Annotated in this window: 12 protein-coding genes; 5 read left to right on the top strand and 7 right to left on the bottom strand. The window is 66.2% G+C overall.

Annotation, left to right across the window (positions count from 1 at the left end):
• The 7 genes from ATE70_RS14100 to ATE70_RS14070 all read right to left on the bottom strand — a co-directional run bounded on the left by ATE70_RS14100 (position 1) and on the right by ATE70_RS14070 (position 8,574).
• Positions 1–1,353: a bifunctional ADP-dependent NAD(P)H-hydrate dehydratase/NAD(P)H-hydrate epimerase gene (locus ATE70_RS14100; RefSeq protein WP_058538514.1), complete on the bottom strand. Its 1,353-nt coding sequence runs from the start codon at positions 1,351–1,353 to the stop codon at positions 1–3.
• A 33-nt stretch (positions 1,354–1,386) separates the two neighbouring features.
• Positions 1,387–1,776 (bottom strand): hypothetical protein, encoded by a 390-nt coding sequence (locus ATE70_RS14095; RefSeq protein ID WP_058538513.1) that lies wholly within the window; start codon positions 1,774–1,776, stop codon positions 1,387–1,389.
• Positions 1,773–3,632 (bottom strand): dihydroxy-acid dehydratase, encoded by a 1,860-nt coding sequence (ilvD, locus tag ATE70_RS14090; protein WP_058538512.1) that lies wholly within the window; start codon positions 3,630–3,632, stop codon positions 1,773–1,775. The genes ATE70_RS14095 and ilvD overlap by 4 nt, the downstream gene beginning before the upstream one ends.
• Before the next feature lie 59 nt (positions 3,633–3,691).
• Positions 3,692–4,423 (bottom strand): N-formylglutamate amidohydrolase, encoded by a 732-nt coding sequence (locus ATE70_RS14085; RefSeq protein WP_058538511.1) that lies wholly within the window; start codon positions 4,421–4,423, stop codon positions 3,692–3,694.
• Positions 4,420–5,268 (bottom strand): 4-(cytidine 5'-diphospho)-2-C-methyl-D-erythritol kinase, encoded by an 849-nt coding sequence (locus ATE70_RS14080; protein WP_058538510.1) that lies wholly within the window; start codon positions 5,266–5,268, stop codon positions 4,420–4,422. Before ATE70_RS14080 ends, ATE70_RS14085 begins: the two co-directional genes overlap by 4 nt.
• Complete coding sequence (locus ATE70_RS14075) at positions 5,265–6,839, bottom strand: tetratricopeptide repeat protein (protein ID WP_231732696.1); 1,575 nt, start codon at positions 6,837–6,839, stop codon at positions 5,265–5,267. Before ATE70_RS14075 ends, ATE70_RS14080 begins: the two co-directional genes overlap by 4 nt.
• Before the next feature lie 79 nt (positions 6,840–6,918).
• Positions 6,919–8,574 carry an electron transfer flavoprotein-ubiquinone oxidoreductase gene (locus ATE70_RS14070; RefSeq protein ID WP_058538621.1) on the bottom strand — a complete coding sequence of 552 codons (1,656 nt, stop codon included), beginning with the start codon at positions 8,572–8,574 and terminating at the stop codon, positions 6,919–6,921.
• A gap of 144 nt (positions 8,575–8,718) precedes the next feature.
• Here ATE70_RS14070 and ATE70_RS14065 point away from each other — a divergent pair, with 144 nt between their 5' ends.
• The 5 genes from ATE70_RS14065 (at position 8,719) to ATE70_RS14045 (ending at position 13,332) form a co-directional block, all read left to right on the top strand.
• Positions 8,719–9,483, top strand: a complete 765-nt coding sequence (locus ATE70_RS14065; RefSeq protein ID WP_231732695.1) for a uracil-DNA glycosylase family protein — start codon at positions 8,719–8,721, stop codon at positions 9,481–9,483.
• Between the two features lie 12 nt (positions 9,484–9,495).
• Positions 9,496–11,256: a lytic transglycosylase domain-containing protein gene (locus ATE70_RS14060; protein ID WP_058538620.1), complete on the top strand. Its 1,761-nt coding sequence runs from the start codon at positions 9,496–9,498 to the stop codon at positions 11,254–11,256.
• Positions 11,246–11,770 carry a molybdenum cofactor biosynthesis protein B gene (gene moaB / locus ATE70_RS14055; protein WP_058538508.1) on the top strand — a complete coding sequence of 175 codons (525 nt, stop codon included), beginning with the start codon at positions 11,246–11,248 and terminating at the stop codon, positions 11,768–11,770. The genes ATE70_RS14060 and moaB overlap by 11 nt, the downstream gene beginning before the upstream one ends.
• 123 nt (positions 11,771–11,893) lie before the next feature.
• Positions 11,894–12,982, top strand: a complete 1,089-nt coding sequence (locus ATE70_RS14050) for a PA0069 family radical SAM protein (RefSeq protein ID WP_058538507.1) — start codon at positions 11,894–11,896, stop codon at positions 12,980–12,982.
• 44 nt (positions 12,983–13,026) lie between these two features.
• A complete protein-coding gene (locus ATE70_RS14045; RefSeq protein ID WP_082639760.1) occupies positions 13,027–13,332 on the top strand; it encodes a GIY-YIG nuclease family protein in 306 nt (101 codons plus the stop codon).
• Positions 13,333–13,384: the final 52 nt, after the last annotated feature.

Genomic DNA, 13,384 nt, shown 5'->3' with positions numbered 1-13,384 from the left:
TCATTCCCTAACCAGATCGTCGGCGACAAGGCCGGGGCCTATACGCGCGGCCTGCGCAATATGCCAGCCCACCGCCGCGACCGCCGCATCGAACGCATCGCCGCCGCGCGCGAGCATCGCACCGCACGCCCCCGCGAGCACATCGCCCGTCCCCGCCGTCGCGAGCCAGGGGCTGCCCGGCCAGGCGGCGGCGACGCGACCATCGGGCGCGGCGACGATGGTGTCGGCGCCCTTGTAGATCACCACCGCCTGCGTCCGCACCGCGGCCGCCTTCGCGCGGTCGATCTTGCTGCCGTAAAGCTGCGGGAAAGCGCGCGCGAACTCGCCCTCATGCGGGGTCAGGATCGCCTTGCGCGGCGTTTCGGACAGGCGCGGCAGCGCGGCATCGATCGCGGCCGCGTCGAGCACCAGCGGCTTGCCCGAATCGAGCGCCGCCTCGACATCGAACAGCAATTCGTCGCCCGCCGGAAACCCGGGTCCGATCACGACCGCGCCGACGCGCGGATCGTCGAGCCGCTCGCCGAATTTTTCGTCGCTTTCGGTAATGATCGCCGACAACGGCGCGCGCTGGGCGCCGTCGAGCACGACATAGCCTGCGCCCGCGCGCAGCGCCGCCGCCGCGGTCAGTCCGGCGGCGCCGCGCATCGGCCCGGCGAAGACAAGCACCATGCCGCGCGTGAATTTGTGCGCCGTCACATCGGGCTTGGCCGTCTGCGGCGCGGGCAAGCTGCGCATCGCCTTGCTCGCCGATATGCCGATGGGTGCGAGCAAGACGCGTCCGCACCCCGGCGCGGTCGGCAGCAGGACATGCGCGGGCTTGAGCGCCCCCAGCGCCAGCGTCACATCGGCGGCGAGCGGCGGCATCCAGTCTTCGGCGCCATCGCTCTCCACCCCGCTCGGAAGGTCGACCGCCAATATGCGCCGGTCGGAAAAATGCCGGAGGATTATGGCCAGCCCGTCCGGGATCGGCCGCGACAGCCCGACGCCGAACAGCGCGTCGACGATCAAAGGCGCAGACGCAAGACGGCCGTTCAGCGGCTCGACCGGCCCGCTCCACCCTGCCCGCGCAGCCTTCGCCAGATCGGTTGCCGGCTCGGCCAGCGCCGCGACGCGCACGGCGGCACCGCGCGCCGCGAGCAAGCGCGCCGCGACATAGCCGTCGCCGCCATTATTGCCGGGGCCGCACAGGATCAGGATAGGGGCCCCCGCCGCCATTCGCCATGCGGTATCCGCGACTGCCGCGCCCGCAAGCTCCATCAATTCGGTGAGCGATGTGCCCTGGATCGCGCACGCTGCCTCGGCCTCGCGCATCGCCTTGGCGGTCAGGATCGGGGCATCGGCGGGAACGGACATGAGGCGTGCCCTATCACGATCGCGCGAAAGCGCCTACTTCGCGCCGCCCGTATTGGCAGGCAGGCGATAGCGGTCGTTGTCGATCGCGACCTCGATCACATTATCGCCGACGATGCTCACTTTCGCGGGTTCCGCGCCGTCGGCGGACACCACGCCGCGTCCGTCGGTGGTGATCTGCAGGCGGCGATAGCCGACGTTGCTGCGCCCAACGACGAGCACCGCCCCGCCCTCGCCGCTCATCTCCTCGACGGTGCAGGTGCGGTTGAACAATTTGGCGCCCTCGAGCGCGCATTCGATGCGGCCGTTTTCGGCGGCCTCGCGCGACCCGCGCGCTTCGGCTTCGGCAAGATCGCTGTTGTCCGACGTGCGATTGCAGCCCGTGAGGGCAACCAGTGCCAGCAATGCCCCCCCGAGTTTTCTCATCCCTTGCCCTTCAGCTGCGACAGGTCGCGCACCGCGCCGCGCGCGGCACTCGTCGTCATCGCGGCATAGGCTTGAAGTGCTACCGAAACCTTGCGCGGGCGCGGCTTGGCGGGCTGCCAGGCGGCATCGCCCTTCGCTTCCATCGCCGCGCGGCGCTCGGCGAGCACATTGTCGGCGACCATCAGGTTGATCGTGCGCTTCGGAATATCGATCTCGATCAGGTCGCCATTCTCGACCAGCCCGATCGTTCCGCCCTCGGCGGCTTCGGGTGAAGCGTGGCCGATCGACAATCCCGACGTGCCACCCGAAAAGCGCCCGTCGGTGACCAGAGCGCACGCGGCGCCCAGCCCCTTCGATTTCAGATAGCTCGTCGGATAGAGCATTTCCTGCATGCCCGGCCCGCCCTTTGGCCCTTCGTAGCGGATGACGACGACATCGCCCGCCTCGACCTGCCCCATCAGGATGCCCGCAACCGCTGCGTCCTGGCTTTCATAAACCTTCGCCGGGCCCGTGAATTTCAGGATGCTCTCGTCGACGCCCGCGGTCTTCACGATGCAGCCGTCGCGCGCGATATTGCCCGACAGCACCGCGAGCCCGCCGTCCTGGCTGAAGGCATGCTCGGCCGAGCGGATCACGCCCGCTTCACGGTCGAGATCGAGCGAGTCCCAGCGCCGCTCCTGGCTGAACGCCACCTGCGTCGGCACGCCGCCGGGCGCAGCCATGAAGAATTTCTGCACCTCGGGGTCGTTGGTGCGCGAGATGTCCCATTTGTTGAGCGCATCGCCCAGCGTCGCGCTGTGCACCGTCGGCAGATGCGCATGGAGCAGCCCCGCGCGCTCAAGCTGGCCGAGGATCGCCATGATCCCGCCGGCGCGGTGGACATCCTCCATATGGACGTCCGATTTGGCGGGGGCGACCTTCGACAGGCACGGCACGCGCCGCGAGAGCCGGTCGATGTCGGTCATCGTAAAATCGACCCCCGCCTCGAACGCTGCGGCGAGCAGATGGAGCACCGTGTTGGTCGACCCGCCCATCGCGATATCGAGGCTCATCGCATTTTCGAACGCCTCGAAGGTCGCGATATTGCGCGGCAGCACGCTGTCATCGTCCTGCTCATAATGGCGCTTGCACATCTCGACGACGATCCGCCCGGCGCGCAGGAACAGCTCCTTGCGGTCGGCGTGCGTTGCCAGCGTCGAGCCATTGCCCGGCAGTGAAAGGCCCAGCGCTTCGGTCAGGCAATTCATCGAATTGGCGGTGAACATGCCCGAGCATGAGCCGCACGTCGGACACGCCGCGCGCTCGATCTCGTCGACCTCGGCATCGGTATATTTCTCGTCGGCAGCGGCGACCATCGCATCGACCAGGTCGAGCGCGACCTCCTTGCCCTTGATCACGACCTTGCCGGCTTCCATCGGCCCGCCCGACACGAACACGACCGGGATATTGATCCTGAGGGCGGCCATCAGCATGCCCGGCGTGATCTTGTCGCAGTTCGAAATGCACACCATCGCGTCGGCGCAATGCGCGTTGACCATATATTCGACCGAATCCGCAATCAGGTCGCGCGACGGCAGCGAATAGAGCATGCCGTCATGCCCCATCGCGATGCCGTCATCGACCGCGATCGTGTTGAATTCCTTGGCAACCCCGCCCGACGCCTCGATCTCACGCGCGACCATCTGACCGAGATCTTTCAGGTGGACGTGGCCGGGCACAAACTGCGTGAAGCTGTTGACCACCGCGATGATCGGCTTGCCGAAGTCGCTGTCCTTCATCCCTGTCGCGCGCCAGAGGCCGCGGGCACCGGCCATATTGCGGCCGTGGGTGGTGGTGCGCGAACGATATGAAGGCATTTCAAACAGTCCTGATAATTTTATTTCAAAAATAAGCGAAGAGACGCGCCTCTACACGCCTATTTGGCCAGATTCAATGCAACTTTGCTGCACATGCGAGAAAGCCGTTCGGCAAACAGCGTCTGCCCCGCCGCATCGCCGACCAGATCCTGCCGCATCTCGATCCCGACATAGGGAATCCCATTGCCCTCGGCATGGCGGTTCATCGTCGCGTTGAGCAGCTTGCCCGAATAGGGCTGCTGGTCGCCGACGATCATGCCTTCGGCTTCCAAGGCCGCAATTGCCGCCGCCGCAAGCCGGTCGTCCTCATTATAGAGCACCCCGACGTGCCACGGGCGCGCCTGATCGGGATGTGCGGCAAGCGATGGCGTGAAGCTGTGTAGCGACAGGATCATCGCCGGGCGCTGCGCGGCGATCGTCGCGGCGATATGGTCGTGATAGGGCCGGAAAAAGCGCGCGAGCCGCGCCTCGCGCGCCGCATCGCCCAGCGCATTGCCCGGCACCGCATGCCCGTCGCTGGCGATCGGAAGCACCCCGGGCGCATCCTCTTCGCGATTGCAGTCGACGACGAGCCGCGACACGCCGCCTAGGATCGCCGCATCGACCGCGCCGCTTTCGACGAGCAGCGCCGCAACCTCGGCAACACCGATGTCGATCGCAATATGATTGCTCAGCAGCGCGGGATCGATGCCGAGATCGACGTCGCCCGGCACAAAGGCCGAGGCATGGTCGGCGATCAGCAGGATGCCGCCCGCACGTGCTTCGCCGATCTGCCGCCACGCTTCGCTCATCGCAATGTCCCCGCCATCGACCACCAGCCCGGATGCCGTTCTGCCAGTATGGCGGCTGCGGTATCGCGCTCGGCCGCCGCTTCGAACAGCGCAAAACAGGTCGCGCCCGACCCCGACATGCGCGTCAGCCACGGGCGCAGTCCGCCAAGTTCGAGCAAGATGTCGGCAATCGCCGGGCATTGCGCGATCGCCGGACGCTGCAGATCGTTGCGCGCGCTGAACAACCCGGCGCGCAGGTCGGCACCGGTAAATAGCGGCCCGCGATCGATCCCGTCCCACGCTGCAAAAACCGGCCCCGTCGCGACTGGCTGGCGCGGATTGACCAGCAGCACCGGCGTTCCGCCAAGCCGCAACTCGGGCACGGCGCTCAATTCTTCCCCGACGCCGACACCCAGACAGGTCGTGCTCGCGACACAGGCGGCGATATCGGCGCCGAGCGGGCCGACGAGCCGCGCCAGCGCCGTATCGCCCAGCTCGGGCAGGAAATGCGTCCGGATCAGCCGCGCCATCGCCGCAGCGTCCGCCGACCCGCCGCCGATCCCCGCCGCGACCGGCAGTTTCTTGGTCAACGTCACCGCAAGCTGCGGCACCCGCTCCGCACCATAGCGTTCGCGCAGCAACGCCAGCACCTGCATCACCAGATTCTCGCCGCCCGTGCTCAATCCCTCGGCGAATTCACCGTCGATCGTCAGCGCATCACTATCGGCGAACTCGGCGGTGATCGCGTCGCCGTCGTCGACGAAAGCGAACAAGGTCTCGATCGCATGGTAGCCATCGGCCCGGCGCCCACGGACGTGGAGCGCGAGGTTGATCTTGGCCCAGCCCGTCTCGCGAAACGCGGTCACGGTGCGGTGGTTGCGGGGGTCAGCCCGTCGCGCAGCTTCGCCTCCAGTCGCGTCGCCATTTCGGCTTCGGCGAGCAGCGCGGCGGCGCGCCAATTGTAGCGCGCCTGAAACTTCTGCCCCGCCTTCCAATAGGCGTCACCCAGATGCTCGACGATCACGGCATTCCCGGGTTCGCCGAGCTGCGCCTTTTCGAGCAGCTTCACCGCGTCGTCGGTACGACCGGTCAGGAAATAGGCCCAGCCGAGTGAGTCGGCGATGCTCGCATTCTGCGGTTCCTGCGCCCACGCCGCCTCGATCCGCGCGAGCGACTGCTTCACATCCTTGCGCCGTTCCAGCGCCGAATAACCTGCGAAATTGAGGATCGATGCATCATCGGGCCGCAGTGCGACCGCCTTTTCCATCAAAGGCGCCGCCGCATCCCACCGCCCCGCCTGCAGCAACAGTTCGGCGCGGGCGATCAGCAACGTGCCACGGAGCATATTGTCGCCCCCGCTGTTCCCCAGCGAAGCTTCGAGGCGCTCATAGGCGCGTGCCGCCGCCGCCGGATCACCCGATCGGCGCGCGATATCGGCAAGACGGACGAGCATGCTGCGCGCGTCATTATCCTTCGCAGCGGCCTCAGCCAGCTTGGCCGCACCGGGCAGGTCGCCGGCATCGGCCATCAATTCGGCGCGCCGCATTGCGAGAACCGGCGGGAGCGGTGCTCGCACGGTTTCGAGCAGCGCCATGGCATCGCCCCGCTGGCCATTGCGATCGAGCGCCTCGACGAGCGTCGTCCGCACCGCCAGATCCTCCGCGTTGAGCCAATAGGCGGCGCGCGCGAACAGCAGCGGCAGCTTGGCGCTGCCCCCCGGCGTGCGGGCCAGACCATCGGCGAGCAGGCCAAGCCATTGCGCTACACCCGCCTGCGGCGTCGAGACGGGCTGATCGGGTAGCAACAGCATCGGGTCCTCACGCTGTCCCGACGCGAGCGCGATCCGCCCGCGCAGCCGCTGCGCCGTATCCTGTTGCCCCGCCTTGTCGAGCGTTGCCGCCACGCGCAGCCCGACGAGTTGGCTGGTCCGGTCGGTCAAGGTTATGCCGTCGGTCAGCGTCGCCGCCTCGCCGACCCGCTTGGTCGCGATCTGAACGAGCGCGACCTGTAGCGTCAGCGCCGGTTCGGGACGCGTGCGGCTGTTCACTGCAAGCAAATGCTGTTCAGGCATTTTTTCGCGGGAACCGACATCGATCCAGGCGTTCACCGTGGGCAGGATCAACCGCCCGATCGTGTCGGCCCCCGCCTTGTCGATCCGGCCCGCCGCATAATCGCGCGCGGTCTTCCAGTCCGACCGGCGCATCGCGTCGACCATCAGCACGAGCTGTGCGTCGAAGCGGCGGTCGCCCGTCGTCCATAGGCGCAGCGCCGCGGCGCGTGCTGCCTCCAAATCGCCCGCCTCGATCGCCTGTTCGAGCATCCGTCCGCGCAGGCCCGGCAGGTCGGGCGCGACGCTCGAAACCGCGGTCAGCGCCGACAGCGCGGCAGCGGGCTCGCCGCCTTCCTCCGCGAGCCGCGCCCGCACCAGCGCGTTCAAGGCCGCGCCATTGTCGTCGACGGCATGCGCCGGAACCGCCGCCGCAATCGCGGCGACGATCAGAAAGAAGCGCGCGTGCTTACATGTTCGGGTAATTGGGGCCTCCGCCGCCTTCGGGGGTGACCCAGTTGATATTCTGGGTCGGGTCCTTGATATCGCACGTCTTGCAATGGACGCAATTCTGCGCGTTGATCACGAATTTGGGATCGCCCTCGGCCTCGCCGACAATCTCATAGACGCCTGCCGGACAATAACGCTGCGCAGGCTCGTCATAGAGCGGCAGGTTGTACGCGACCGGAATCGACGGATCCTTGAGCTGAAGGTGGACCGGCTGGTCTTCCTCATGGTTGGTGTTCGAGACGAACACCGACGACAGACGGTCGAAAGTCAGCACGCCGTCGGGCTTGGGATAATCGGGTTTCGGCATGATGTCGGCCCGGTACAGGCTCTCATTGTCCGGATGATGCTTCATCGTGAAGGGGACTTTGATCTTCAGCGTTTCGAGCCACATCGTGATACCCGACAGGAGCGTCCCCGCCAAATCGCCATATTTTTCGACGAGCGGCAATACGTTGCGGACGACACTGAGCTCTTTCTTCACCCAGCTGTCGTCAAAGGCGGCCTGGTAGGCGTCGAGCGTGTCGCTGCTCCGACCCGCGTTTACTGCGGCGAACGCCGCCTCGGCCGCCATCATGCCCGACTTCATCGCGGTATGCGTCCCCTTGATGCGAGGGACGTTGAGGAAGCCCGCGGTGTCGCCGATCAAAGCGCCGCCCGGGAAGGCAAGCTTGGGCACCGACTGCAGCCCGCCATCGCTGATCGCGCGCGCGCCATAGGAGACGCGCTTGCCGCCCTTCAGGATTTTCGCGATCTCGGGGTGCGTCTTCCACTTCTGCATCTCCTGGAACGGGGAGATATGCGGATTGCGATAGTTGAGCCAGGTCACGAAACCGAGTGCGACCTGTCCGTTCGCCTGATGATAGAGGAAACCGCCGCCATTGGCGTTTTCGTCGAGCGGCCAGCCCTGCGTGTGGATCACGCGGCCCTCGGCGTGGTTCTCGGGCTTGATGTCCCAGAGTTCCTTGACGCCAAGGCCATAGACCTGCGGCTCGCAATCGGCGTCGAGCGCGAACTGCGGCTTGATCATCTTGGTCAGATGCCCGCGCACGCCCTCGGCGAAGAAGGTGTATTTCGCATGGAGTTCGAGGCCGGGGGCATAGTCGCCCTTATGGCTGCCGTCGCGCGCAACGCCCATGTCGCCTGTCGCGACGCCTTTGACCGAACCATCCTCATTGTAGAGGATCTCGGCGGCGGGGAAGCCGGGGAAGATTTCGACGCCAAGACCTTCGGCCTGTTCGGCGAGCCAGCGGCAAAGATTGCCGAGGCTGCCGGTATAGGTGCCCTTGTTGTGCATGAAGCCGGGCGAGATGAATTCGGGAAGCGCGAATTTTTTCGCCTTCGTCAGCACCCAATGCTGGTTGTCGTTCACGGGAACTTCGGCAAGCGGACAGCCCTGCGTGCGCCATTCGGGAAGCAGTTCGTCGAGCGATTTGGGATCGATCACCGCCCCCGAGAGGATGTGCGCGCCGACCTCGGACCCCTTTTCGAGGATGCACACCGACAATTCACTGCCCGCGTCATTCGCCAATTGTTTGAGGCGGATCGCCGCCGAAAGCCCCGCCGGCCCTGCGCCGACGATGACCACGTCATAGGGCATCGATTCCCGTTCGCTCACCGCAAATACCTTTCTGCCGTCCCCGCGCGGGATCATTCATCGTGTCCCGCGCTCATTCTGTCACGAAATGCGATGCCCGCCAATTGACGCGTCCGTCAACTGCCTGTTTGAAACAAATTCATGGGTGGGCAAAATTCAGCCTTGATGGCGGAAAGCTATAGCGACTGGTGGTCGCTGGCGGGCGTCGACATGCTTGTCGGTGAGGAACCGGCGGGCTGGCTTGCCATGCCGCCGGCAAATGACGCTGCGGCGCCCAAGCCGAAACGAGCCATAAACGCCGAACCCGAACTGCCCCCGCTCCCCGCCGCGCTCCAGCGACAGGAAGCGCCCGAGGTGGCTGAAGCCAAGGGTCCGGTCGTGTTCCCGGAGGATTGGGACGAATTTCAAAGCTGGCTTGCGACGAGCGACGATGTGCCGGGCAGCCAGTGGGACGCGCGCCGCGTGCTTCCGGTCGGCGATGCAGGCGCACCGCTGATGCTGCTCACCGCCTGGCCCGAAATCGACGATCAGCGCGACGGCACGCTCTTCGCGGGGCCGGCGGGCAAGCTGCTCGACGCGATGCTGCAGGCGATCGGCAGGGCGCGCGGCGATTGTTATGTCGCCAGCCTCGCGGTCACGCGTCCTGCGGGCGGGCGCTGCGACGGCGAAGAGGCGGCCGAGCTCGACCGGCTGCTCTGGCATCACCTGCGGCTCGCGAAACCGGGACGTTTGCTGCTGATCGGCGGCGACATCGTCCGCATGGCCGCCGGCCTGCCGCTGCCCGATGCGCGCGGAAAGTTACTCAATATTAACCAAGATGGCGGCAAGATGGAGGCCGTAGCAGTCGCCCATCCCGCGATGTTGCTGGCTCGGCCCGCGCAGAAAGCGGCGGCATGGGATAGCCTGAAACTGTTCAACCGGGGACGTTGACGGATGCAGAATATGACCAAAACCCTGATTTCATGCGCCGTTCTGGCGATCTCCCTTGGCTCCGCACCGGCGTTCGCCGCCGATGCCGGCAATCGCGATCTCGCGTCGGCGCCGCAGACGGTGCCCGACATCTTGTCGTCGAAACAGAAGCAGCTCTACACGCAGGTGCTGACCGCGATCCGCAGCGAGCGCTGGGCGGAAGCCAAATCGCTGCTCGATGGCGCGGACAATGGCCCGCTGGGTGATTTCCTGCGCGCCGAGCTACTCACCGCGGCGAACAGCCCGCGCGCCGAAGTCAGCGACATCATGCCGATCCTTTCGCGATCGCCTTTCCTGCCGCAGGCCGAACAGCTTGGCCGGCTGGCGACGCGGCGCGGTGCAACCGACCTTCCGGCGCTGCCGTCGCAGTCGCGGCTCGCCTGGTCAGGCAGCGCCCCGCGCCGTCTTGGCGCCGATGCGATCAGCGGTGACCCCGCGGCGGCCGCGCTCGCCCGCTCGATTCCGGACCGGATCAAAAATGACGATCCCGCGGGCGCCGAAGCACTGCTCAACGCCGTCGGCGACCAGCTGAGCCCCGAGGCGCGCAACGAATGGCGGCAGAAGGTCGCCTGGTCCTATTATATCGAGAATGACGACGCCAACGCGCTCCGCCTCGCCAGCGAGTGCAGCGAGGGTCAGGGCGCCTGGTCGACGCAAGGCGCGTGGGTCAAGGGACTCGCTGCGTGGCGCACCCGCGACTATCGGACCGCGCTGACCGCGTTCGACCGCGTCGCGAAGGAGGCACCCGACAGCGAACTGCGCGCCGCGGCCTATTATTGGGCCGCGCGTGCTGCCGTCGCCGCGGGCGAACCCGCGTCGGTCCAGTCGCGCCTCCGCGCTGCTGCTGCCAACGAGGAGACCTTCTACGGTCTGCTCGCGGTCGAAACGCTGGGCGTCGAAGTGAACCGCCAGCGCGAGAATGTCCGCGCCGACCGCAGCGCCTGGCGCGCACTCGAAGATCTGCCCAATGTCCGCGCCGCAATGGCATTCGCCGAGATTGGTGAGGATAAATATGCCGGGGCGCTGCTCCGCCATCAGGCGCTGATCGGCGACGTGCGGCAGCATGAACAATTGCTCGCGATGGCGGGCGCGCTCAGCTTGCCCGAGACGCAGCTCTATCTTGCACACAACACGCCGCAGGGCCGCAAGCCTGCCGCCCAAGCCCGCTATCCGCAGCCGAAATGGGAGCCGAACGGCGGCTGGCGCGTCGATCCGGCGCTGGTCTTTGCCCACACGCTCCAGGAATCACGCTTCCAACGCGGCGTCGTGAGCCCGGCGGGCGCTACCGGGCTGATGCAGGTGCGCCCCGGCACTGCGCGCGATATCGTGCGTTGGGAAGGCGCAGTCGCGGCACTGGGCGACCTCAAGACGCCCGCGGTGAACATGGATCTCGGCCAGCGTTATCTGCAATATCTCAGCCGCGATCCTGCGACGGGCGGCCAACTGCCCAAGGTTATCGCCGCCTACAACGCCGGTCCAGCGCCCGTCGCGCGTTGGCAGACCGAAATCCGCGATAACGGCGACCCGCTGCTCTACATGGAATCGATCCCCTATTGGGAGACGCGCGGCTATGTCGGCATCGTGCTGCGCAATTACTGGATGTACGAGGCGCAGCAGGGCAAGCCGTCGGTCAGCCGCGCCGCGCTTGCGCAGGGCAAATGGCCGCGCTTCCCCGACGGCAAGGACCGCACGCGCCTGACCTACGCCGGCGGCGGTCTTGCGAATGCCGATTGACGAGAGTCTCGCCTTCAAGCCCGTCCGCATCGCGCTGCTGACGATATCGGACAGCCGCAGTGCTGCGGATGATCGGTCGGGCGACAAGCTCGAGTTATTGCTGACCGGCGCAGGGCATATTCTTGCCGCGCGCGCGATCATCAAGGACGAGACCGACCTGATCGTCTCGCGCCTCCATAACTGGATCGACGACACGCAGGTCGATGTCGTGATCACCACTGGCGGCACGGGGCTGACAGGACGCGACGTCACGCCCGAGGCGCTGCACCGGCTAGACGGCAAGGACATTCCCGGATTCGGCGAGCTGTTCCGCTGGCTCAGCTATCAGACGATCGGCACTTCGACGATCCAATCGCGCGCCTGCGCCGTCGTCGCGCGCGGCACTTATATCTTCGCGCTCCCCGGTTCGACCGGCGCGGTGACCGACGCATGGGAAGGCATTTTGTCGACGCAGCTCGACAGCCGCCACAAGCCCTGCAATTTTGTCGAACTGATGCCGCGGCTGACCGAGTAACCGTCGCCCCCGCGAAGGCGGGGGCCGCTGGTGACGCAGCGCAAGGCCGATAGCGGCCCCGGCCTTCGCGGGGGCGATGAGAATGTTCTTTATTTGTTCTCACCGGGCGCGTAGTTTGGCCCGATGGAATCGCCCAAACCCCTCCCCCCGATCGCGGGCCGCGGCGCGCCGACCAATTTGCGGCCGACGCGCACCGGATCGGCCGAGCGCGTTCTCGACGGCGACTGGCTCGACGCAGCGGAGGAGATCGACGGCGACGCCCCGCCGCTGCGCACGACGGTCACGGTCGAGCACCCGAAAACGATCATTTCGCGTAACAAGTCACCCGACATCAGCTTCGACCGCTCGATCAATCCCTATCGCGGCTGCGAACATGGCTGCATCTATTGCTTCGCGCGCCCGACTCATGCGTTTCACGACCTGTCACCGGGGCTCGATTTCGAAAGCAAACTCTTCGCCAAACCCGACGCCGCAAAGCTGCTGCGCGCCGAACTGGCAAAGCGTGGGTATACGCCGGCGCCGCTGGCGATCGGCACCAACACCGACGGCTACCAGCCGATCGAGCGCGACTGGGGCATCACCCGTTCGATCGTCGAAGTTCTTGCCGAAACGCGCCACCCGCTGATCATCACCACCAAGTCCGACCGCGTCCTGCGCGATATCGACTTGCTCGCCGACATGGCGCGCGACAATCTGATTGGGGTCGCGGTGTCGGTGACGACGCTCGACCCTGCCATCGCGCGCACGCTCGAACCCCGCGCACCGCACCCGCGCCGCCGCCTTGCCGCGATCCGCAAGCTGATCGATGCGGGCGTGCCGACGCAGGTCAATATCTCGCCGATCATCCCCGCGATCACCGACCACGAGATTGAGGCCATTATGAAGGCCGCCGCCGAAGCAGGCGCGATCCGTGTGTCCTATATATTGATGCGCCTGCCCTTCGAGGTGGCGCCCTTGTTCCGCGCCTGGCTCGCGGCGCACTATCCCGACCGCGCCGACAAGGTGATGCATATGGTGCAGGACATCCGCGGCGGCCGCGACAATGATCCCGATTTCTTCACGCGGATGCGGGGCCACGGCGTCTGGGCCCAGCTCATCCGCACCCGCGTCAAACGCGCCGCCCGCGAACATGGCATGGACCGGAGCTTCCCCCCGATCCGCAGCGACCTGTTCAGGCCACCCGAGCGCGACGGGCAGATGGAGCTGTTCTAGCAGAAACAATCGTCGCCCCTGCGAAGGCAGGGGCCGCTGTGGTCATGGAGCTGATTTTGATGGGACGCGCCTATGTCTACATCATGACCAATAAGCCGATGGGCATCCTCTATATCGGCGTAACAGCCGATCTCCCTGCCCGCATCTTTATGCATCGATCAGGGACCGGCTCGGATTTTTGCAAGAAATGGGATCTGACGCGCTTGGTCTATGCCGAGCCATTCGGTCGGATCGACGAAGCTATCGTCCGCGAAAAAGCCCTGAAGAAGTGGAAACGCGGATGGAAGCTTCGGCTGATCTCGGAGGCCAATCCCGAATGGGCCGACCTTTTTGAACACATCAACGGCTGAGCGATGCCGACAGCGGCCCCTGCCTTCGCAAGGGGCGACGCCTTTTACGTCG

Origin of the sequence: Sphingopyxis sp. H053, from assembly GCF_001468225.1 — a bacterium.
Taxonomy (GTDB): domain Bacteria; phylum Pseudomonadota; class Alphaproteobacteria; order Sphingomonadales; family Sphingomonadaceae; genus Sphingopyxis.
The sequence above is the reverse complement of the archived record's forward strand: the minus strand, read 5'-3'. Positions and strand labels throughout refer to the sequence as shown.

What these genes read in the sequence shown, in the direction of transcription:
- ATE70_RS14060 (WP_058538620.1), top strand. Translation starts at nt 9,496, where the DNA reads ATGACCAAAACCCTGATTTCATGCGCCGTTCTGGCGATCTCCCTTGGC.
- ATE70_RS14095 (WP_058538513.1), bottom strand. Translation starts at nt 1,776, where the DNA reads ATGAGAAAACTCGGGGGGGCATTGCTGGCACTGGTTGCCCTCACGGGC.
- ATE70_RS14045 (WP_082639760.1), top strand. Translation starts at nt 13,027, where the DNA reads ATGGAGCTGATTTTGATGGGACGCGCCTATGTCTACATCATGACCAAT.
- moaB (WP_058538508.1), top strand. Translation starts at nt 11,246, where the DNA reads ATGCCGATTGACGAGAGTCTCGCCTTCAAGCCCGTCCGCATCGCGCTG.
- ATE70_RS14065 (WP_231732695.1), top strand. Translation starts at nt 8,719, where the DNA reads ATGGCGGAAAGCTATAGCGACTGGTGGTCGCTGGCGGGCGTCGACATG.
- ATE70_RS14050 (WP_058538507.1), top strand. Translation starts at nt 11,894, where the DNA reads ATGGAATCGCCCAAACCCCTCCCCCCGATCGCGGGCCGCGGCGCGCCG.
- ilvD (WP_058538512.1), bottom strand. Translation starts at nt 3,632, where the DNA reads ATGCCTTCATATCGTTCGCGCACCACCACCCACGGCCGCAATATGGCC.
- ATE70_RS14085 (WP_058538511.1), bottom strand. Translation starts at nt 4,423, where the DNA reads ATGAGCGAAGCGTGGCGGCAGATCGGCGAAGCACGTGCGGGCGGCATC.
- ATE70_RS14100 (WP_058538514.1), bottom strand. Translation starts at nt 1,353, where the DNA reads ATGTCCGTTCCCGCCGATGCCCCGATCCTGACCGCCAAGGCGATGCGC.